The following is a 21,420-nucleotide window of genomic DNA, read 5'->3' as shown; positions in this document are numbered from 1 at the left end:
ATGGTGACGGCAATATAACAGTAAGGAATAAGTGGCAATGTTTAATACTGCATTAAGCGAAGAACAAAGAATGATTCGTGACATGGCTCGCGATTTTGCACAAAATGAAATTGCACCCAGGGCAGAACAATGGGAAAAAGAGGGCTGGATAGACGATGCCATGATTGAGAAAATGGGTGAGTTGGGCCTGATGGGGATGGTGGTACCCGAAGAGTGGGGTGGTTCATTTTCCGATTACGTTTCTTATGCTCTGGCGATTGAGGAAATTTCTGCGGCAGATGCGGCAACCGGTACCATGATGAGCGTGCATAATTCGGTGGGTTGTGGCACCTTGTTGAATGCGGGTAATAATGAGCAGAAAAAGCAATGGCTGCCAGAAATGGCATCGGGACGTGCAATCGGCAGTTTTTGCCTTACCGAACCACAGGCCGGTTCCGAAGCCCATAACCTGAAAACCCGTGCCATACTGCAAGATGGAAAATGGGTCCTGAATGGTGCCAAGCAATTTGTTACCAACGGAAAGCGCGCCAAGATAGCCATTATTTTTGCCGTGACTGATCCTGATCTGGGCAAGAAAGGGCTTTCCGCCTTTCTGGTGCCCACCCATACCCCCGGCTTCATCGTCAGCCGGGTGGAACATAAAATGGGTATCCGGGCTTCAGACACCTGTGCCATTACCCTTGAAAATTGCACCATTCCAGAAAGTCATTTGTTGGGCGAAAGGGGCAAAGGTCTGTCTATTGCCCTGTCCAATCTTGAAAATGGCCGGATTGGGATAGGGGCTCAGGCCGTGGGCATTGCCCGTGCCGCTTTTGAGGCTGCCCTTAAATATGCGCAGGAACGGGAGCAGTTTGGCAAAAACCTGCTGGCACACCAAAGTATTGCCAATATGCTGGCAGATATGCATACCCAAATCAATGCTGCCCGCTTAATGGTTCTTAATGCGGCCTCTCTTAAAGATCACGGTATTCCCTGCCTTAATGAGGCGGCCCAGGCCAAATTGATGGCTTCTGAAATGGCAGAGAAAGTCTGTTCAATGGCCATTCAGGTGCATGGTGGCTATGGCTATCTGGAAGATTACCCGGTGCAGCGTTATTACCGTGATGCACGTATCACGCAAATTTATGAAGGCACCAGTGAGATCCAGCGTATGCTGATTGCCCGCAGCCTGGTCAATTACCAGGGGTAAGGGGCTGGGCTAATGGTATGATCCCTTCTGAATGTCACGGGAGGGAATCATGACGGTTGAAGAAAAAGTGAAGGGGTCGGCAAAACTTGTTTCAGGCGTTGAAGGCGATAAAACTGATTCGAAATCTGCTGCAAAAGCTGATTCAACGCCTGCCGGGAAATCAGCGTCTGCTTCTGTAATTGCCTCGGTTGAGTATGTGCATGGCAGGCGACGTGGGGAAATGACGATAGATCAGATTTCGGGTTATAAGAAAGAGTCCACCCGCCTGTTGTGGGTTGGCCTTAAAGACCCCACCAAGGCCGAATTGCAGCATATTTGCAGCCAGCTGTCGCTTAGTACAGATGCTACTGAAGAGATTGTAAAAAAACATGGCCGCCCCAAAGTGATTGATTACGGGGAATATATCCAGATTGTGGCCATGACTGTTAGTAAAGAAAACAGTAAAAAACCGGTTTTTGGGGAAATCCAGATTATTTTCGGGATTGGTTTTCTGTTAACCGTCAGGCGTGGAGACGCCTTGTCCAACAGTTCCCTTCGGGAAAGACTGGAAGGATGGCCCGACCTGATTGCCCGGGGAAGTGATTATGTGGCGGCCGAAATTCTGGATGTGCTGGCCGATAGCTATACTAATTTAACTGCCAGGCTGGAATATGAAGTTGACCAGTCAGAGCACCAAATGTTGCTGCAAGGGCTTAAGGAAAGCGATATTCGCAAGCTCTATAAACAGCGGCGTGATTTGCTAAGGGTACATACAGCTATTGCGCCCATGATAGAAATTTGCCGCAAACTGTCGCTGGTACGGATAGATGTGGTGGAAATGGATTCCCGTTCAAATTTCAGTATCGTGTCAGATCGGGTGGCCCGTTTGGTGGAGCAGATCAACTCCTTGCGCGAGGCCCTGGCGTTTGCCTTTGAAGCTGGCATGATGATTGGACAAAATCACCAAACTGACATTGCCAAAAGGTTGGCTGCCTGGGCAGCGATTCTGGCGGTGCCCACGGCGATTGCAGGTATTTATGGTATGAACTTCAAGGACATGCCAGAGCTGGACTGGGCTTTTGGTTATCCTTTTGTGCTGGTGCTGATGTTTGGTGTCTGCGCTTACCTGTACTGGCGCTTTAAAAAAGCCGGCTGGCTATAGGAAAAACGGGTTTGGCCTAATGGCAGTGCATGGCTTCAGGCCCCGGATAGATACGTGTTTTCAGAATAAGCGTTATCATGTCAGGTATGCAGGCAAGACTATTTTTAATCGGGTAATTATGGCTTTGAAAGTTTTTGACCTTCAATGTGAGGCACATCATATATTCGAGGGCTGGTTCTCATCCCACGAGGATTATGATTCACAACAGGAAAGAGGGCTTTTAACCTGCCCCATCTGCGGTAACAACAAGATCAGTAAAATGCTTTCGGCTCCACATCTGAATGTTTCCCATCTTAAAAAACAAAAGCAACCGCAGCCGATATCACCGGTTCCTGTGGCAGAAGCGATGGCAAGCCTCAACGATAAAGAACTGGCTAAAATACAGGCGGCGGTCATGCAACAGTTGCGCGCTTATGTCAAACAAACCGAAGATATGGGCGATCAATTCACCTCAGAGGCAAGACGCATTCATTATGGCGAGGCAGAGGAAAGAGCGATTCGTGGCAATGCCACTCCTGCGCAACGACAAGCCTTGCAGGAAGAAGGAATTGAAGTACTGCCCATTCCCGACTTTCTGGATGAAAATCAGCTTCAATAAGTGTTTTTCCTATACGGTATAAAATTTCGTATAGGTATAATGAAAAACAGAATCAATAAACCAACATTAAAAATAACCCTTCCTGTTCTGGAGCTCAAAGCATGAGTAGTGCAAATGAATTTGATGTAATCGTTATCGGTGCCGGTATAGCCGGTGCTTCAGTTGCGTATCGTCTGTCCACACAAGTGCGCGTACTGGTGCTTGAGCGGGAATCGCAGCCGGGTTACCATTCAACAGGCCGTTCTGCCGCGATGTTTATGGAAACCTATGGGACGCCCCAAATACAGGCCCTGACCCGTGCCGGACGAGGGTTTTTTGAGCAGGCCCAGTCAAGCGGGTTTACCGATCAGCCGGTTTTGCATCCTCGTGGTTGTATTTACGTGGCACGGCCTGATCAAAAAGAAGAGCTGGAGAGTATGTATACCCAAGCGCTGGCCCTGTCTCCCAATGTCGAGTTTATTGATCCGGACAAAATTGTTGAAATGGCGCCCTGCATGAAAAAAGAGCTGCTGTATGGTGGGGTCCTTGAACGTAATGCAGAAGATATTGATGTTGATGTCTTGCACCAGGGTTATCTTAAGGGTATGAGAAAAAACGGTGCAGTACTGAAAAACAATGCCGAAGTGGTTCAATGCCAACGCATTGAAGACAAATGGCAGGTGAGTTTGGCTAATGGTGAAAGCTTTCGGTGCACAACATTGGTTAACGCAGCCGGTGCCTGGGCTGATCACATTGCCCGTTTAAGTCAGGTTGCACCGGTAGGGTTGCAACCATGCCGTCGTACCGCTTTCACTTTTGATGCACCTGAAGGGCTGGATCTGCTTACCTTACCTATGGTTGTGGATATTGGCGAACAATATTATTTCAAACCCGATGCCGGACAGGTGCTGGGTTCACCCGCCAATGCCGATCCTGTAGATGCACAGGATGTGGTGGCCGAAGAACTGGACGTGGCCACCGGGATTTACTATATTGAAGAGGCCACTACCTTCAAGATTCGCCGTCCCAATCATGTTTGGGCAGGTTTGCGTTCATTCGTCAAGGATGGGGATTTGGTGGTGGGTTTTGACCGGACCGCGGAAGGATTTTTCTGGTTGGCCGGGCAGGGCGGTTACGGTATTCAATCATCTGCCGGTGTTTCCGAGTTGGCCAGCGCATTAATCCTGAACCAGCCCCTGTCAGAGACTTTGCTTAAAGAAAAAGTCGATCCGACGCTGGTTTCCCCCAACCGGTTCAGGTAAAACAACAGTTATACCCGTTGCTTGACCTGGGTTTCCAGTTCGTGTTTCAGACTGTGGTCCAGGTTTAGTTGTTTTGCCAGCTCATCCAGATATGAGCGTTCCATGAAATTGGCGTCATCAACCATGGCCACGCTAAGTGCATAAATTTGCGATGCCAGGTGAGGGTCATACACAGCCAGACTTGCCACGGCAGCCGGGTCTACGGGTTTGTTCATTTCCGCTTGTAGCCAGGCCCTTTCCTGGGGGGTGGAAATTTTGGCAAAATGGGCATCCAGTTGGGCTTTTTCTTCTTCATGGATATGCCCGTCCGCTTTGGCAGCGGTCATCATGGCCACCAGCAGTGCCCGGCTGGTGGCCTCTGTTTTTTCTGCGGACATTTGGTTGATGGGTTGTGGCATGGGAATGTCCGCAGCGATATTGGCGCCTTGGGCAGCCAATTCTGCCTGGCTTTCCTGCCAGCGCTTGAAGGCTTTGTAGGCAACCGTGCCTAAAGCGGCCAGTCCACCGTAAGTAGCCAGACTGGAGTCGGTTTTTTTGCCCAGTAACACAGCCAATGCCCCTGCCCCAAGGGTGGTTTTGTCTTTATCGGTAATGAGTGGATGACTGCCTGTTGTTGCATTTCTTGCCGTATTGCCGGCTTGTGTGATCAGGTCTTTGCCAGCGCCCAGCAATGTTTCAAGAATATTGAGTGCACTCATGGTGTTCTCCAGATTGAATGAGTTGTCCGTTACCTGTAAAGCGGCCACCTATCTTGTTTGTTTTTCTGTACGGTTACCATTTGGCGCAATACCCAACGATTTTAATGAAATCAATGGTGGGTTGCATGAATGAATTGCTAACAATTGTGAATGGCCGGAGATGGCTTGTGTTTGCCTTAAATTTGCCTTAAGTTTGTCTTGACAAAAGACAGGCCCGATGACACTTAGCCTACCAGCCAGAGCGGTTAAAATATGCTAATCTTTATGCAGATTATTAATGTGATAAGTAAAAGGAAAGAAAAATGCCATCATTTGATGTCGTGAGTGAAGCGGACATGATTGAAGTCAGGAACGCGGTTGAGCAGGCCAACAAAGAAATTTCAACCCGTTTTGACTTTAAGGGTTCGGACGCCCGGATCGAACAAAAAGAACAGGAACTGACTATCTTTGCCGATGATGAGTTCAAGGTGGGGCAGGTTCAGGATGTGCTGATTAATAAACTGGCCAAGCGCGGAGTGGATTTGCGTTTCCTTGAATACGGTAAAAAAGAAAAGATGTCTGGCGACAAACTTAAGCAATATGCCACTATTCGAAAAGGGATTACCGGTGACCTGGCCAAAAAAATCGTTAAAACCATTAAAGACAGCAAGCTTAAGGTGCAGGCCAGCATACAGGGCGACACTGTGCGGGTTAGTGGGGCAAAACGGGATACATTGCAGGATGTCATTGCCTTGCTGAAAAAAGAGGTGGCAGACGCACCGCTGGCTTTTAATAATTTCAGGGACTGAATTGTGGATGCTTGTGTATCGGTTCATCCCATCAATAATCCGTTCCTGGAATGGATGGGCATTACGTTAAGTGACTGGTCAGAAGGGTATGCACAAATGCATTTGCCCATGGGACCCAACCTGGGCAACCGTACGGGCCGTGTGCAAGGAGGTGTGTTGTGTACCTTGCTTGATTCGGTTGCCGGTTACAGCGGCATTTATTCCGCACCCGGCGATCCTGAATTAAAGGCGCTTACCCTGTCATTAACCACCAATTTCATTGGCGCGGGTGATGGCACCATGTTAAAGGCCAGGGGTTTTGTGGAAAAAAAAGGACGCAGCATATTTTTTGCCCGTTCAGAGGTATGGCTTGATGATGATTTGCTGCTGGCAACAGCGGTAGGGACGTTTAAATATTCCCTGGTTAACAAGTAAGGTCTTGATACCCTCTGAAGGGCGAGATTTGCCTCGCATCTGATCATACAAAACCAGCGCCCTAAAAAAAACCTGACGCGATAGCATCAGGTTTTTTTGTTTTCTATGGTTGGATTCCATTGGAATTACATGACACGGCTACGGTATTCGTTAGTGCGTGTGTCAATTTCAATGTTGTCGCCAATGTTGCAGAACAGGGGAACTGAAATTTCAAAACCGGTGTTGATTTTAGCTGGTTTCAGCACTTTACCGGAGGTATCGCCTTTAACAGCGGGTTCGGTATAGGTAATTTCACGAACAATGATGGTTGGCAGTTCGACGGAAATGGCGCGGCCTTCGTAGAAAACCACTTCAACCGTCATGCCTTCTTCCAGGTAGTTCAGTGAGTCACCCATGCTGTCGGCTTCAACTTCATGCTGGTTGTATTCTTCGTCCATGAACACATACATGGGGTCGGCAAAGTAAGAGTAGGTGCATTCTTTTTTGTCGAGCATGACCACTTCAAATTTTTCGTCGGCTTTGTAAACCAATTCACTGCCGGAGCCTGTTAACAGGTTTTTGAATTTCAGTTTGACAACAGCAGAGTTTCGGCCAGATTTATTGTAATCAGCTTTTTGTACAACCAAAGGTTCTGAGCCAACCATGACTACATTGCCTACGCGCAGTTCTTGTGCGGTCTTCATTAATAATAACTCCAGGAATAAATAGGTAGTGTATTTCTACAGTAATATAAACCGATAAAATCGGAAAACGCTTATTTTATACTTTTTGCGCCATTTTATGATGAATATCTAAAATAGATAAGGATAAAGTCTTGTTTTTAGATAGATTTTGGCAGTATTGGTTCGCCTCTTGTATCCATTGCTTACGATTGGCCGGCTGGAAGAAAAGATCCTGAAAAAGCGTGGTAAACGAGCCCGGCACGGCCGCATTGTTCCAGGCTCGCATTATGTTGGCTACGGGTGGGCTGGTTTTGCTGCTGGCAAGCCATGCATCCAGTTTAACCAAGTGTGCATTTTCCTGTTGCTCATAAATTTGCCAGATAAATGGCCTGGCGGCCCAGATCGCCCTGACAAAGCTGTCTTCACCACGAACAAAATTAAGTGAGCCCAGCCAAAGCAAGCGGTCATAGTCGCGCTGGTCTATAAAAGGCAAACGGATAATGTGCAGCCAGGACGGGCTGGAAGCGAAAGCACCAAGCCTGGCCACGCCTGCCTCTAGTGAAGGTGCCACACCTTCGGGAACCAGTAACAGAACTGCCTGATTGGCCTTGACAAGGGCTTGGGCCAGTTCATGTACTGGGGCGCTGGCATAGCAAAATAAATTAATGATGGGCGCACCCTGTTGCCAAAGCGCCAGTTGCCGGGTGTTTAAAAACGGGGCCAGGAATTTTTCTTGTGCCTGCCGGTCATTTTGCCACTGGTCACGGTCTTGCAGCAGGTTTTTTTCACGCAGCAAACCGCCTGTTTTGTCGGTAAAGCCAGGAAAGAAGAAATGCTTGACCAAACCGTTAGGCTGCGGTGACGGTTGGGCATGAAAACTTTCCACCCAGGGTTCGGCAGACAGGTATTCCAGGTTCAGCCACAAGCGCGTATGGCCTTTCATTGTCTTTACGCAGGAGGCCGGTGGATCACAGGCAAAGGCTTCAATCACAATTTCTGCCGGTGGTTCGGTGAAAGCGTTATCGCTGGTCCAATGATGCACATGAATGCCCTGAACGATTTGCCTGTCAAGGGTAGGGTCCAGCTCAGGGGCGATTTTTCCAAAGCTGCGCAGTTCATCAACCCACAGGCGAATGGTAGCCTGGCTTTGTGTTTTTAAATCACGTGCCAGGCGCCAGCACACGCCAATATCCCCGTAATTGTCAATCACCTTGCAGAAAATATCTATGCTTTTTGGGTAGTCACTTTTAATGGAACTGTTCACTGGAAATGTCTACATCATCAAAATCATCTGGAGCGCTAATATAAGTCAGTTCTCCGGCAGGGTTGGGGAAAAGTGGCTCATCGGTTTCTTCGTGCAGGCCAGGCTTGAGCATTTCATTGATACAAATGATGTGTTTGATGCCATTGGCCTGCAGCTGCTCAATCATGTTAAGAACCTGTACCGATTCGGTAATGGTTTCAGGGATTGTTTCTTCCTGTTCCTCACTGAAGAGTGGCCACATGCAGCCATAAATAACCTGATGGGAATCCAGGAAGGTAAAGCCAATACGGTATTCCTTGATTTGGTCTTCTCCGATGCCGGCAATGGTGGCGCGGAAGGATTCGGCAGGGATGTTAAGGGTGTTTTGCAACCATTGTACGGAAGCGCTCAGGGCGGCGAAACGGATTCGTTTGTCAGCTTCGCGATTGCCGATATAAAAAGCATCGGGCAGGGGCAGTTCCAGGCCACAGGCGGGTAACAGTTCCCTGAACAAGGGAAGGGCTTCCTCTTGCCAGTGTTGCAGACAGCGTTGCCGTTGTTCGGCAAAGTGCTCACTGGCCTGTTGCCATTTGAAAATAGGCTGGTTTTGTGCCACACAAAAAGCGGCCATGACGTAGCGGGTATCGGCCAGCATGTGGACATCTTCAGCAGGCGGTTTGGGACTGGAAAGCGGGTTAACGGGCAGATTCAGTGCCTGCCTGGCCAGCGCATCGCACCACAGATGGGTTTGATCAAAGGATTTTGGCATTTGTTCTACCGAACACAGTTGCGGATGGATGGCTATTTCCACCGAAGTGGCACTGATATGTTTTTTTAGCAGAGTGACAAGCGTGGTTTGTGTTTTCAGGTTGAGGGCGGGTGATGGGATTTGGAACCGGGTCCAGGCTACCACAGGAATCACGATGAACAGGCAGTCAAAATACACACCGTCTTTTTCAAGCGTACAGGATTCGGACATGGTTTCCGCATGTTCCAGCAAGATATCATGGGTTTCGGTGTCGGTGGAAGCCAGGAAATCAAGCGCATGGTCCACCTGGTTTTTTTTATTGCTGTTAAAGATATCGACGACTTTGTGATCAATCAGGTTTTCCCAGTAACGGTCTTCAATAATGCAGCCGGACTGTTTTAAGGCTTTGCAAGCGTCCACAAGGACTTGGCTTGCCTTGCTTAATTTTGTGAATGCGGTTTTGCTCATATTTCGTTTGGCTCCTTTCATGGACGATAATGAAAGGAGCCGGGTTTAATTAAGATAAAAGTTGTCGAAGAACGAAGGGAAGAATACCACCGTGCTGGTAGTATTCCACTTCGACCGGTGTATCAATGCGCAGCAGAACAGGAATGTCCTGTTTACTGCCATCAGGGCGATGCACGGTGAGCACTACATCCTGTTGTGGCTTGATGCCTTCTTCCAGTCCGCTGATGTCATAGGTTTCATCTCCGGTAATACCCAGGGACTGGGCTGAGTCATTGCCCTTGAATTGCAGGGGCAAGACACCCATGCCCACCAGATTGCTTCGGTGAATGCGCTCAAAGCTGCGGGCAATAACCGCTTTTACCCCTAACAGCTGGGTGCCTTTGGCTGCCCAGTCACGGGAAGAGCCTGTGCCATATTCCTCACCTCCAAAGACGACCGTTGGTGTACCACTGGCAATATATTGCATGGCTGCATCGTAAATAGGCAGTTGCTCTTGACTGGGTTTGTGAATGGTTTCACCCCCTTCAAAGCGGCTGCCATTAGGCAGGGCAGGAATCATGAGGTTCTTGATGCGAACGTTGGCAAAGGTACCACGCATCATGATCTCATGATTGCCACGGCGTGAACCATAGCTGTTGAAATCGGGTTTCATGACATCATGGGCCAGCAGCCATTTGCCTGCCGGTGAGGTTTCCTTGATGGAGCCGGCCGGTGAAATATGGTCAGTGGTGACCGAGTCACCAAAAATACCCAGCGCGCGAGCCTGTTTGATGGGCTGGATGGCGGCCGGTGTCATGCTGAAGTCTTCAAAGAAAGGCGGCTCGGCAATATAGGTGGAGGTTGGCCAGTTGTAAACGTCACCTGATACACCCTTGATTTTTTTCCACAAATCGCCAGGATTGGATTTGACCTGGGCATAGTTGTTGCGGTAAGCCTTCGGGTTCATGGCTTTGCCCAGCAGTTTTTGAACCTCTTCATCGCTTGGCCAGATATCGCCCAGCCAGACGTCTCCTTTTTTGCCTTTGCCAACCGGTTGGGTCATTAAATCAATATTCAAGGTGCCCGCCAGGGCATAGGCCACCACCAAGGGTGGCGAGGCCAGGTAGTTGGCTTTGATGTTGGGGTGAATGCGTGCTTCGAAGTTGCGGTTACCTGACAGGACAGCAGCGCAGATCAAATCGTTTTTGATAATCGCTTCATTGAACTCGGGCAGCAAGTCACCGGCATTGCCGATACAGGTGGTGCAGCCGTAGGCTGCCACATCAAAGCCCAGTTGCTCAAGGTAGGGCAGCAAGCCTGTTTTGGCCAGATACTCGGTTACGACCCTGGAGCCGGGTGCCAATGAGGTTTTGATATGCTTTTGCACGGTTAAACCTGCCTTGACCGCTTTTTTGGCTAACAAGCCGGCTGCCAGCAGGACACTTGGATTTGAGGTGTTGGTGCAAGAGGTGATCGCGGCGATCAGGATGTCTCCGTTTTTAAGTGTGACGCCACTGGGTGTTTCGTAAGCAGTATTGAATTTTTCTGCCGGCTGATTGAAGCCGTTTTTCTCGGGGGGTGCGGTAAACAGATTGGCAAAAGTTCTTTTGACATTACCCAGCTCAACCCGGTCCTGGGGACGTTTGGGGCCAGCCAGGGAGGGGGAAACGGTTTTCAGATCCAGCTTCAGGACTTTGGTGTAGTTGATGTCTTTGGCTTTGGGAATGCCAAACATTTTCTGGGCCTTGAAATAGGTTTCCAGGGCCTCAATTTCTTCTTCGGTACGGCCGGTGCCCCTGAAGTAATCAAGGGTGTGTTCATCAACCGGGAAAAAGCCCATGGTGGCTCCGTATTCGGGCGCCATGTTGGAAATGGTGGCACGGTCGGTCACGCTCAAGCTTGACGTGCCCGGACCGCAAAATTCCACAAATTTGCCGACCACTTTTTCCTTGCGCAGCATTTCGGTAATGGTCAGTACCAGATCGGTGGCGGTGACGCCACCGCGCAATTGGCCGGTCAGCTCAACTCCGATCACATCAGGGGTAAGCATGTAATAGGGCTGGCCCAGCATGGCCGCTTCGGCTTCAATGCCGCCCACACCCCAGCCAACCACGCCAATACCGTTAATCATGGTGGTGTGACTGTCGGTGCCTACCAAGGTGTCGGGGTAGTAAACATCATTGGCGTCTTTGTGAACACCACGTGCCAGATATTCAAGGTTAACCTGGTGAACAATACCAAATCCGGGAGGAACCACACCAAAGGTGTCAAAAGCCTGCATGCCCCATTTCATGAACTGGTAGCGTTCTTTGTTGCGTTGGAATTCAACCTTCATGTTCAGGTCAAGCGCATCCTCAGTACCAAAGTAGTCAATCATGACAGAGTGGTCAACCACCAGGTCAACGGGTACCAGCGGCTCGATGGCTTTGGGGTTTTTACCCATTTTATTTGCTACTGAGCGCATGGCCGCCAGGTCGGCCAATAAAGGAACGCCGGTAAAGTCTTGCAAGACCACGCGAGCCACCACAAAAGGGATTTCCTCTTCTCGTTTGGCGTTGGGTTGCCAGTTGGCCAGCTGACGCACATGCGCTTCGGTAACTTTATTGCCATCACAGTTACGCAAGACCGATTCAAGTACGATTCGGATGGAAACGGGCAATTTGTTAATTTTGACATCCAGTTTTTTACCCAGGGCAGGCAGGGAATAGTATTTCCTGGTTTTATTATTGACCGTGAGTGTTTTTACAGTGCTGGAAAAAGGCATGGCAACCTCGCTGTTTGAATTGATCGGCAAAAGAATATTGGGGTTGATGGGGTGGATTTTGATTGTTTGTTTCCAATGATAGCATTAGGTGGAAGGTGTTTGCTTGCCGGATTTAAGCAAATTTGTAATACATTGACGGTTTTTGCATTGGCAGCAACGACAAATTAAAAAAAAACAGGCCTTTTTCAAGACCTGTTTTAACATTGAACCAAGCCGTTCCGTTTGGAACGGCATTGACCTCATTTGTTTTTAGATACCAACGGTATCTGCAATTTCCTTGAAGTCTTCGATTTGGTCAAAGTTCATGTAGCGATAGATCTGGTCGCTGTTTTGGTCGATGATACCGATGTCAGCCATGTACTCTTCGCGTGTTGGGATGCGACCCAGGCGAGAGCAGATGGCAGCCAGTTCTGCAGAACCCAGGTAAACATTGGTGTTTTTACCCAAACGGTTCGGGAAGTTGCGGGTGCTGGTTGACATGACGGTAGCGCCTTCGCGAACCTGTGCCTGGTTACCCATGCACAATGAACAGCCAGGCATTTCCATACGGGCACCGGCTACGCCCAGAACGCCATAGTGGCCTTCTTCGGTGAGTTGCTTTTGATCCATTTTGGTTGGAGGAGCAACCCACAGTTTGACCGGGATGTCGCGTTTGCCTTCCAGCAGCTTGGAGGCGGCGCGGAAGTGGCCAATGTTGGTCATGCAGCTACCGATAAACACTTCATCAATTTTTTCACCGGCAACATCAGACAGGGTTTTGACATCGTCAGGGTCGTTCGGGCATGCCACGATAGGTTCGTGGATGTCGGCCAGGTCAATTTCGATGATGCTTGCATATTCGGCATCGGCATCGGGCTCAAGCAGCTGTGGATTGGCCAGCCAGGCTTCCATGGCTTTGATGCGGCGGGCCAGTGAGCGTTCGTCTTCGTAGCCGTTGGCAATCATCCATTTCAACAGGGTGATGTTGCTGTTGAGGTATTCGATGATGGGCTCTTTGTTCAGGCGGACGGTACAACCGGCAGCAGAACGTTCGGCAGAAGCGTCAGACAGTTCGAATGCCTGTTCCACTTTCAGGTCTGGCAAGCCTTCAATTTCAAGGATGCGACCTGAGAACACGTTTTTCTTGCCTTGTTTGGCAACGGTCAGTTCACCGCTCTTGATGGCGTATAGCGGAATGGCATTGACCAGGTCACGCAAGGTAACGCCTGGCTGCATTTTGCCTTTGAAACGAACCAGAACGGATTCTGGCATGTCAAGGGGCATTACACCGGTTGCAGCTGCAAAAGCAACCAGGCCGGAGCCGGCAGGGAAGCTGATGCCGATTGGGAAACGGGTGTGCGAGTCACCACCGGTGCCAACGGTATCGGGCAGCAACATACGGTTTAACCATGAGTGAATAACACCGTCACCAGGACGCAGGGCAATACCGCCACGAGTGCTGATGAAGTCTGGCAGCTCGTGGTGTGTTTTGACATCTACGGGTTTTGGATAGGCGGCAGTGTGGCAGAAAGACTGCATGACCAGATCTGCAGAGAAGCCCAGGCAGGCAAGGTCTTTCAGTTCGTCGCGGGTCATTGGGCCAGTGGTATCCTGGCTGCCAACAGAGGTCATTTTGGGTTCGCAGTAAGTACCTGGGCGAACGCCTTTGCCTTCGGGCAATCCACAGGCACGACCAACCATTTTTTGTGCCAGTGTGTAGCCTTTGCCTGAGTCGACAGGCTCACTGGGCAGACGGAACAGGGTGGATGCAGGCAGACCCAGTGCTTCACGGGCTTTGGCGGTAAGGCCACGACCAATAATCAGGGGGATACGGCCACCGGCACGGACTTCGTCAAACAGGACATCTGATTTGACCTGGAATTCGGCAATGACTTCACCGTTTTTAAGGGCTTTGCCTTCATAGGGGCGCAGTTCAACCACATCGCCCATGTCCATTTGGGAAACGTCCAGCTCAATCGGCAATGCGCCGGCGTCTTCCATGGTGTTATAGAAAATGGGCGCAATTTTGCCACCCAGGCAAACACCACCGAAGCGTTTGTTGGGTACGAAAGGAATGTCTTCACCCGTGAACCACAATACGGAGTTGGTGGCGGATTTGCGTGAAGAGCCGGTACCGACAACGTCACCCACGTAGGCAACCAGATTGCCTTTTTCTTTCAGGGATTCAATGAATTTAACCGGACCGCGCTTGCCATCTTCTTCAGGTTCGAAGGCGGCGCCTTCACGTTTGTTTTTCAGCATTGCCAACGCGTGCAGGGGAATATCCGGACGTGTTGTGGCGTCGGGGGCGGGCGACAGGTCGTCGGTATTGGTTTCGCCACTGACCTTGAAAACCGTGACAGTGAGGCTTTCCGGTACTTCAGGGCGGCTGGTGAACCATTCGGCGTCGGCCCAGCTTTGAATAACGGCTTTGGCGTTTTCATTGCCTTTGTCTGCTTTTTCCTTCACATCATGGAAGGCGTCAAACATGAGCAGGGTTTTTTTCAGGGCATCGGCAGCGATGGAACCCAGTGTCGGGTTGTCGAGCAAGTCGATGAGCGGGCTGATGTTGAAACCGCCCAGCATGGTGCCCAGCAACTCGGTGGCTTTTTCAGGGGTGATCAGGGGGCATTTTTCGGTGCCGAAAGCAACGGCGGCCAGGTAAGAAGCCTTGACTTTGGCGGCATCATCCACACCTGCGGGTACACGGTGGGTAATCAGATCTACCAGATAGTTTTCTTCTCCGGCGGGAGGTGCTTTGAGCAATTCGATTAATTCAGCCGTTTGTTTGGCTGATAAAGGCAGAGGAGGGATGCCCAGCGCAGCGCGCTCGGCAACGTGTTGACGATATGATTCCAACATGACGTGACCTTAAAAAATATTAGAGACAACATGACCATTATAAGGCTTTTTCGCAAAAAAGTCTTATGTCTTATATAAGAGTTGACTGTTTGCAGCAACATATTTTCCAAAAACAGGAGTAACATTTTGTATCTTCAGGGGTTAAGGTTCATTTTTGGAAAATGAAGGCAATGCAGGCTCAGGCTGAATTTTACACGCCTGCGTGTTTTTTTGTTTCTTTCCGGTACATGAAAGTTCCAATAGCAGCAGGGACAGGAACTTTGTTACAGCGCTCATCGGGTTATAATTGGTCCTTCTGTTTTATTGTTTTTTTACGGCTTTATTTATGACTTTTATAGTCAATTATATTTGCACTGTCGCGAACGTCATGTATAGTGTTGCCGTTACATTTTCAATTAATTACAAGCAAAAGGAAACGTATGTCTTCTAAGAAGAAGCTTGCCATTGCGACGGCAGGGGTTCTGGTTGTTGCTGCGGGTGCAGCCTGGTATGGTGGTAATAAACTGGCTCAAGGCAAGGTAGAGGAAGAGCTGAAGGCTTTTTTGGTAAAAAACAATTTGCAGGATAATGTGTTTTGGGAAAGTCTTGATGCCAATGTGAGTGGCACAGGTTCCATGAGCAATGTCAAAATTGTCGATAAACAAAACCCCGCGCATTATTTCACTTTTCGCAAAGTGATTCTGAATGACCTTGAGAACACTGAAAAAATCCAGAAAATAGATATTTCTTTTCAGGGTTTTGCTGATGAAACCGGTAAAAGCCCCATAGGCAAAGTTACAGATAGCCGATTGGCTGATCTGGGCTATACAGAGTTGCCCGAAGTCAATGGCAGCCTGAAGGTCAGTATTGACAGCAGCACAGACCGTTCTTCCTATGAAATCAGTATCGATCAACCCGAAGTGGCCAATTTTGGCGTCAAACTTGATGCCAATAAAATTGCCGGTTTACTTGAACAAGTGCGTACCAATGCTGAAACGGTACAGCAAAACCCCATGGCTGTGCTGCCGTTTCTGGCGCCAGTCAGCATTAATTCCCTGTCATTTAATATTGATGACAAAGGTCTTGTAAAAAGGGTTATTGCCAAAGAGAAAGGAGTAGCTTTCGGCGAGCAGCCTACGCCAGCACAAGACGCTACCTATGAAGCAAAAATGCTTCAGCAAAAAGAGGCCTGCCTGAAACAGGGGGCGGTTGTTTTTGGTGAAAACAAGACAGAGGCTTCTTGTGATGCGGTTTATAAGTACGTGACCAACCAGAAAAACAGTCTTTCATTTGCGATGAATCCAACTCCTCCTTTTGAGATCATGTCGGTTGTTCAGTTGTTGTCTGGCAGGGGGAGCGCTAATCTCAATCAGCTTTTTCAAAACCTGAATATTGAATTGAAGAATTAAGAAATAGTACGATCAAATAGTACGATCTTAAGCCCGCATGAAAAAAGCGTTCAACCCTGAACGCTTTTTTCTTTGCTGCCACAGGAACAGTGTTTAAAGGACATGAGTGTATTCAGGATGCCGTTTAAGATAGGCAACGGTATACGAGCAGACAGGGTGAACTTTCCAGTTATTGTTACTGGCGGTTTCCAGGGCAAAACGGGTCATTTCCGCAGCAATACCGCGTCCGCCCACCTCTTGGGGGACCAAGGTGTGCAAAACATGCATGACTTTGTCATCAAGCCGGTAATCAATCAGGCAGATATGGCCATCAATAACCGCCTGGAAACGGGACAGTTCGGGAAGGTGCTGGATAGATAAACTCATTGGCTTGCCTTGGGTGAAGATAAGAATATCATTATGATAATACTTTACGCAGTGGCAAGCCAAGAAGTGCTTAGTGCCGCAAGGGTTTATACAGTTTTTAGCGGGTAAGCAAAATACCCCACACCACGCACATGCAAAGAATGCCAATAAAACAACAGCCCCACAGCCCAAGCAAGGGCCATTTAATTTTAACGGGGACTTGTGATGGAATGACATGAGGCAAAATGCGGTTGGCGTGACCAATCAGCCAGAACTGTACATTGGGGAAAAACAGCCTGAAAAAATAGTCCAGTAAGATCGAGCAGCGAATGGACAGGGAAAACCGATTGAACGGCTGCATGCTTAAATAAGGATGCTTAAGCATGTCATTGGTGGGTTTCAGGGAAAAGAAAATCAGGTAGAGGCCCGAAAATGAAGCAATCAGAAAACAGGCCATTAGTACTGCAATGGCGTAGGTCAGTATTAATTCAATCATAAGGAAAAGAGTAAGTCTCGGGTTGGCTTGTAAGTAATAAATCAACGAGGGATTTTAACCGAAGTTGAGCAACATGTTTTTTGGTGATATCAATTCAGTATCATTTGATTTTTAATTAATATTAGACGGGTATCGCAATTGATATTACCCTTTATTTTTTATTTGATACAGGCAAAGCTAGGATAGGCACAGTAGCTATAAATATTATCAAGAACGCATCAGTACAATTACTGGTGAAAAATACTTAAAACAGGAGAGAGACAATGACACAGGAAGCAAAATTATTGGGCGAAGGTTTTTACTGGCAAGACTTGGTAGTGGGACAAAAATTCAAAACTTTCAAACGTACCATTACAGAAACCGATATCGTCAATTTTATTAGTGTCACTGGGATGCTTGAAACCATTTTCATTGATAAAACGTTTAATGCGGGTGCCATCAAGGGGCGTCCGGTGCCTGGGGCACTAACTTACAGCATTATTGAAGGTTTGTTGATGCAAACCATGGTGCAGGGCACTGGTTTGGCTTTGCTGGAGGTTCATAAAAAAATGCTGGCGCCGGTAGTGGCCGGCGATACCGTTTGGGCCGAAGTGGAAGTAACCCAGGTGCGTCCAACGTCCAAACTGAACCGTGCAGTGGTATCAACGCGGGTGGATATTAAAAATCAGGATGATGTGATTGTGATTACTTATGACGTCACCCGCATGCTGTCGGGACGTTAATTGATAACAGTGTAAGTAATAATTTTGGATTGAATCAAACAGGTTGTTAATTATGCTTGATGTTCTTGACCTGGCTTATCTGCCCGAAGAAGAAAACCAATTCCGAAACGAACTGCGGGCTTTTGTTAAAGAGGCCACGCAAGGTATGGATGCCTATGCCCGGGCCCGCTCATGGATGGGTTTTGATGCCGGTTTCAGTAAGAAGCTGGCATCAAAAGGTTGGCTTGGGCTAACCTTGCCTAAAAAGTATGGGGGTGCCGAGCGTGGTTACTTTTCACGATTCGTGTTGTCTGAAGAACTGTTGGGGGCGGGGGCACCGGTATCCGCTCACTGGATTGCCGACCGTCAAAGTGGGCCATTAATCTTGCGCTATGGGACTGAGGCACATAAGCAGTTTTATCTGCCTAAAATTTGCAAGGGTGACGCATTTTTCTGTATTGGCATGAGCGAGCCCAATTCGGGTTCTGATTTGGCCAGTATCAAATCAAGGGCGGACAGGAATGATAAAGGCTGGCTGCTGAATGGCAGCAAAATCTGGACGACCAATGCGCATAAATCACACTATATGATTGCTTTGGTGCGCACCTCCGGAGAATCTTCAGACCGGCATAAAGGATTGTCTCAGGTAATAATTGATTTGAGCTTGCCTGGCGTAACCGTTCGTCCTATTGTTGATGTAGCTGGTGATGCGCACTTTTCAGAGGTGTTTTTTACGGATGTTCAGCTGGACGATGAAGCCCTGATTGGCAATGAAGGCGATGGCTGGGAACAGGTCAATGCCGAATTGGCCTTTGAGCGCAGTGGTCCAGAGCGTATTTATTCCAGTATGGCCCTGGTGGAGTGTTTCCTGAAAGAATGCCGGCAGCAAGGCTGGGAGTCCGAGCATGTGCAGGTAACTCTGGGTGGTATTGTTGCCCGGCTTGCTGTATTGAGAACCATGTCTTTGGCGATTACCAGCAAACTGGCCAAGGGTGAAAATCCTTCGGTAGAGGCATCGCTGGTTAAGGATTATGGTACTGGACTTGAACAGGAAATTCCCAAGTTGATCGCTGATTGCATGGGTCAACATCCCGAATGGACTCCTTCGGTGGAGCTGATCAAGACCCTGGCCTTGGTGGATCAGGTATGTCCTTCCTATTCCTTGCGTGGTGGTACTCGCGAGATATTGCGTGGCATTATTGCCCGGGGTTTGGGCTTACGGTAAGAAGAGACAATAATGGACAATTCAAGTATGGATAATCTTTTTGATGAGGCTGTGGGCCGGTTGTTTGCCGATATTTCTGAAAAGTATGGCAACAGCCTGGATTTGTCGAGCGCTGATTATGAAGCGATCTGGTCAGAAATAGCGGCTTCCGGTTTTCTGGATGTGATGCTGACTGAAGAAAAAGGAGGGGCAGGGCTGAGTCTGAAAGAAGCGGGAAATCTGTTTAAGCTGGAAGGATATTTTAACCTGCCTGTTCCTTTTGCCAGTACTCTGCTAGCCAGGGGATGGCTGGATAACAATCGGCTGACTGTGCCCGATGGATCTATTGCAATTGCCACAATGGGGGTGAAAGTCTCCGAAGGGCAAGGGCGGATAGTGATTAATAAATTGCCTTTTGGTCACCAGGCAGCCAGTTTTTTGGTGTTGGCCAACCAGAGATGCTATTTGCTGACCCAGGAAAAGGCAGTGGTTAATGAGGTTTATCACGCAGGGTTGTTTGCCAGTGTAAGCTGGCGTCTGGAAGAGACGATTGAGCTGGATGTGTCTGCGCGGGCTTTGGATGAATTGCTTAACCTGGCTTCCTTGGCGACACTGCTGCCCAGTGTGGGTGCCATGGAAAAAATATTTGAAATGACGCTGGAATATGCCAATCAACGGCAGCAATTTGGCAGGCCTTTAAGCAAGTTCCAGGCTATTCAACATCAAATCAGTGTGCTGGCAGAGCACGTATGGGCAGCGCGCATGGCAGCTCAAATTGCATGTAATAGTAACAATAATCGGTCAGATCCCAATTTGTTGGCCATAGCCAAATATCAGGTCAGTTTTGTGTCCGATCAGGTGGCCGATATTGCCCATGCGGTTCATGGGGCAATTGGTATTACCGAAGAGTACGCCTTGCATTTTTATACCCGACGTGTACGGGAGTTCAGGAGTGAGGCAGGAACCCAATCCTGCTGGGCTAAAAAGTTGGGCCATCACGTATTGGGGCAAGAGGGTGAAACGGTTTTTTCAATGTTAACTGGAGAGCTGTGCCCGGGATGGTGATTTTTTTCAGGAGGCAAAATGTCAGATGATTCAGCGGCGCTGGCAGTATTACTTATTTAGGTTCTTTTTTAATATTCTTTAGATATCATTAAAAATATTACATTACAGGAATTAATATGGACCTGCGTCGGATCCGTCATTTTTTGGTGCTGGCTGAAACCTTGAATTTTCATAAGGCCGCTGAAAAATTGCATATTGCCCAGCCCCCTTTATCGGTATCCATTCAAAAACTGGAGGCCGAGTTGGGATTGCGTTTGTTTGAGCGAACGCCCAAAGGAGTTTCCTTGACGCAGGAAGGAAAACAAATCCATGCGGATGCCATGCGCTTGCTTCATTTTGCAGAACAATTGCAGCACACGGCAGATGAAATCAAGGAAGGAACTAGAGGGGTTTTGCATATTGGTTTTGTGGGGTCAGTCACCCAAGGATTGCTGCAAAACCTGGTTCAGGCCTTCAGGCAGAAATATGAAAATGTCGAACTGAATTTTACTGAGGGGATTTCCAGCCGGATTGTTCAGGATGTGGAAGCTGGCAAGCTCGATGTAGGCCTGATTCGTACGCCTGTGCTGGATGACACGGCCGTGGATATGATTCAGCTGGAAAAAGACAATTTCGTTTTGGCTGTACCCAAGAGGCATGAACTGGAGGGCCGCTCTGTTTGTTTGAAGGAACTGGCCGATTACCCATTTATCGTGTATTCCCCGGATTATGCCCGAGGTCTGCATCATGCTGTTATGTCTGCTTGTCAGGGGGCTGGCTTTATTCCACGGGTAGTCCAAATAGCTATTCAGGTAGATACCGTACTGGCCTTGGTTGAAAGTGGAGTAGGCATCGCATTGGTACCATCTGTAGTTATGCAAACAAAGCTTAAAAAGAACTTGGCTTATCTTAAGTTGCTGGATGAGTCTGACATTAGGCGAATTGGTTTTGCTCTGATACACAAAAAAAACACCGCCACTATTGCCACAATAAAATTTCTGGATTTGGCAATAAGCTTGTATTCGTAGTTTGAATGTGGAATTTGTCGAATGAGTGATAATGTGTCCAATGAGTGATACTCAATATTAGCCGTTCTATTGCTCATGGTTTGGAAAAGCAAATAAAGCAGGTTGTAGTAGTTGAAAATAAACCTGGTGCAAAGACTGCCTTGAGGGCGAAACAGGTTACCACTTCTAAGCCTGATGGATACACCATTTTGATGGCAACGGGTTCAACATTATTATTGAACCCAATGCTTTATAAAAAATTGTCTTATGATGCTTCTGATTTGGTGCCCATCGCATTGGTAGCTGAAACACCGCTTATTTTTACCGTAAACAACAAGATCCAGGTTGATAGCATAGAGTCATTCATAAAACTGGCTTCTTCAAAAAAAGCCAATATGTTCACCTATGCCTCTACGGGAACGGGAACATCAACATTTGAATAAATTCCAGTTTTGGGAGGC

20 protein-coding genes are annotated in these 21,420 nt (G+C 48.3%); 12 read left to right on the top strand and 8 right to left on the bottom strand.

Going from position 1 to position 21,420, the window contains the following annotated elements; translation table 11 throughout:
* Positions 1 to 37 precede the first annotated feature (37 nt).
* The 4 genes from IE074_RS03925 to IE074_RS03910 all read left to right on the top strand — a co-directional run bounded on the left by IE074_RS03925 (position 38) and on the right by IE074_RS03910 (position 4,169).
* Complete coding sequence (locus IE074_RS03925) at positions 38 to 1,189, top strand: acyl-CoA dehydrogenase family protein (protein WP_189384147.1); 1,152 nt, start codon at positions 38 to 40, stop codon at positions 1,187 to 1,189.
* Positions 1,190 to 1,238: 49 nt separating this feature from the next.
* Complete coding sequence (locus IE074_RS03920) at positions 1,239 to 2,330, top strand: magnesium and cobalt transport protein CorA (protein WP_189384146.1); 1,092 nt, start codon at positions 1,239 to 1,241, stop codon at positions 2,328 to 2,330.
* Positions 2,331 to 2,448: 118 nt separating this feature from the next.
* Positions 2,449 to 2,928 carry a DUF1178 family protein gene (locus tag IE074_RS03915; RefSeq protein WP_189384145.1) on the top strand — a complete coding sequence of 160 codons (480 nt, stop codon included), beginning with the start codon at positions 2,449 to 2,451 and terminating at the stop codon, positions 2,926 to 2,928.
* A gap of 101 nt (positions 2,929 to 3,029) precedes the next feature.
* Positions 3,030 to 4,169 (top strand): NAD(P)/FAD-dependent oxidoreductase, encoded by a 1,140-nt coding sequence (locus IE074_RS03910; protein ID WP_189384144.1) that lies wholly within the window; start codon positions 3,030 to 3,032, stop codon positions 4,167 to 4,169.
* Between the two features lie 8 nt (positions 4,170 to 4,177).
* Here the strand turns inward: IE074_RS03910 and IE074_RS03905 are convergent, their stop codons facing one another.
* Positions 4,178 to 4,867, bottom strand: a complete 690-nt coding sequence (locus IE074_RS03905) for a tellurite resistance TerB family protein (protein ID WP_189384143.1) — start codon at positions 4,865 to 4,867, stop codon at positions 4,178 to 4,180.
* A gap of 302 nt (positions 4,868 to 5,169) precedes the next feature.
* Between IE074_RS03905 and IE074_RS03900 the strand changes: the two genes are divergently transcribed.
* Both IE074_RS03900 and IE074_RS03895 read left to right on the top strand, forming a co-directional pair.
* Positions 5,170 to 5,655 carry a YajQ family cyclic di-GMP-binding protein gene (locus IE074_RS03900; protein WP_189384142.1) on the top strand — a complete coding sequence of 162 codons (486 nt, stop codon included), beginning with the start codon at positions 5,170 to 5,172 and terminating at the stop codon, positions 5,653 to 5,655.
* 3 nt (positions 5,656 to 5,658) lie between these two features.
* The gene (locus IE074_RS03895) at positions 5,659 to 6,069 is read left to right on the top strand and encodes a PaaI family thioesterase (protein ID WP_229793872.1); all 411 of its coding nucleotides are present in this window, start codon (positions 5,659 to 5,661) and stop codon (positions 6,067 to 6,069) included.
* A 125-nt stretch (positions 6,070 to 6,194) separates the two neighbouring features.
* Here the strand turns inward: IE074_RS03895 and efp are convergent, their stop codons facing one another.
* From efp to acnB, 5 genes are all read right to left on the bottom strand, one after another.
* Entirely contained in the window at positions 6,195 to 6,752 is a 558-nt protein-coding gene (gene efp, locus IE074_RS03890) for an elongation factor P (protein ID WP_189384141.1), read from the bottom strand.
* 76 nt (positions 6,753 to 6,828) lie between these two features.
* Positions 6,829 to 7,995 carry an elongation factor P maturation arginine rhamnosyltransferase EarP gene (gene earP / locus IE074_RS03885; protein ID WP_189384140.1) on the bottom strand — a complete coding sequence of 389 codons (1,167 nt, stop codon included), beginning with the start codon at positions 7,993 to 7,995 and terminating at the stop codon, positions 6,829 to 6,831.
* Positions 7,979 to 9,190, bottom strand: a complete 1,212-nt coding sequence (locus tag IE074_RS03880; RefSeq protein ID WP_189384139.1) for a DUF2863 family protein — start codon at positions 9,188 to 9,190, stop codon at positions 7,979 to 7,981. The genes earP and IE074_RS03880 overlap by 17 nt, the downstream gene beginning before the upstream one ends.
* Before the next feature lie 49 nt (positions 9,191 to 9,239).
* Entirely contained in the window at positions 9,240 to 11,933 is a 2,694-nt protein-coding gene (gene acnA, locus IE074_RS03875) for an aconitate hydratase AcnA (RefSeq protein ID WP_189384138.1), read from the bottom strand.
* Between the two features lie 249 nt (positions 11,934 to 12,182).
* On the bottom strand, positions 12,183 to 14,774 hold the full coding sequence (gene acnB / locus IE074_RS03870) for a bifunctional aconitate hydratase 2/2-methylisocitrate dehydratase (protein ID WP_189384137.1): 2,592 nt from the start codon (positions 14,772 to 14,774) through the stop codon (positions 12,183 to 12,185).
* 419 nt (positions 14,775 to 15,193) lie between these two features.
* On the opposite strand from acnB, the gene IE074_RS03865 reads away from it, so the two are divergent.
* Positions 15,194 to 16,162: an aq_1923 C-terminal domain gene (locus IE074_RS03865; RefSeq protein WP_189384136.1), complete on the top strand. Its 969-nt coding sequence runs from the start codon at positions 15,194 to 15,196 to the stop codon at positions 16,160 to 16,162.
* 93 nt (positions 16,163 to 16,255) lie between these two features.
* Here the strand turns inward: IE074_RS03865 and IE074_RS03860 are convergent, their stop codons facing one another.
* Entirely contained in the window at positions 16,256 to 16,528 is a 273-nt protein-coding gene (locus tag IE074_RS03860) for a GNAT family N-acetyltransferase (protein WP_189384135.1), read from the bottom strand.
* A 97-nt stretch (positions 16,529 to 16,625) separates the two neighbouring features.
* A complete protein-coding gene (locus IE074_RS03855) occupies positions 16,626 to 17,003 on the bottom strand; it encodes a hypothetical protein (protein WP_189384134.1) in 378 nt (125 codons plus the stop codon).
* 263 nt (positions 17,004 to 17,266) lie between these two features.
* Between IE074_RS03855 and IE074_RS03850 the strand changes: the two genes are divergently transcribed.
* The 5 genes from IE074_RS03850 (at position 17,267) to IE074_RS03830 (ending at position 21,402) form a co-directional block, all read left to right on the top strand.
* A complete protein-coding gene (locus IE074_RS03850; RefSeq protein ID WP_189384133.1) occupies positions 17,267 to 17,725 on the top strand; it encodes a MaoC family dehydratase in 459 nt (152 codons plus the stop codon).
* A 52-nt stretch (positions 17,726 to 17,777) separates the two neighbouring features.
* A complete protein-coding gene (locus tag IE074_RS03845) occupies positions 17,778 to 18,929 on the top strand; it encodes an acyl-CoA dehydrogenase family protein (RefSeq protein ID WP_189384132.1) in 1,152 nt (383 codons plus the stop codon).
* 12 nt (positions 18,930 to 18,941) lie between these two features.
* Complete coding sequence (locus IE074_RS03840; protein WP_189384131.1) at positions 18,942 to 19,973, top strand: acyl-CoA dehydrogenase family protein; 1,032 nt, start codon at positions 18,942 to 18,944, stop codon at positions 19,971 to 19,973.
* A gap of 116 nt (positions 19,974 to 20,089) precedes the next feature.
* On the top strand, positions 20,090 to 20,980 hold the full coding sequence (locus IE074_RS03835; RefSeq protein ID WP_189384130.1) for a LysR family transcriptional regulator: 891 nt from the start codon (positions 20,090 to 20,092) through the stop codon (positions 20,978 to 20,980).
* 44 nt (positions 20,981 to 21,024) lie between these two features.
* A complete protein-coding gene (locus IE074_RS03830; protein WP_189384129.1) occupies positions 21,025 to 21,402 on the top strand; it encodes a tripartite tricarboxylate transporter substrate-binding protein in 378 nt (125 codons plus the stop codon).
* Positions 21,403 to 21,420: the final 18 nt, after the last annotated feature.

Source organism: Advenella faeciporci (assembly GCF_014652395.1).
GTDB classification, from domain to species: Bacteria; Pseudomonadota; Gammaproteobacteria; order Burkholderiales; family Burkholderiaceae_B; genus Advenella; species Advenella faeciporci.
This window is presented reverse-complemented; position numbering and strand designations above follow the sequence as displayed.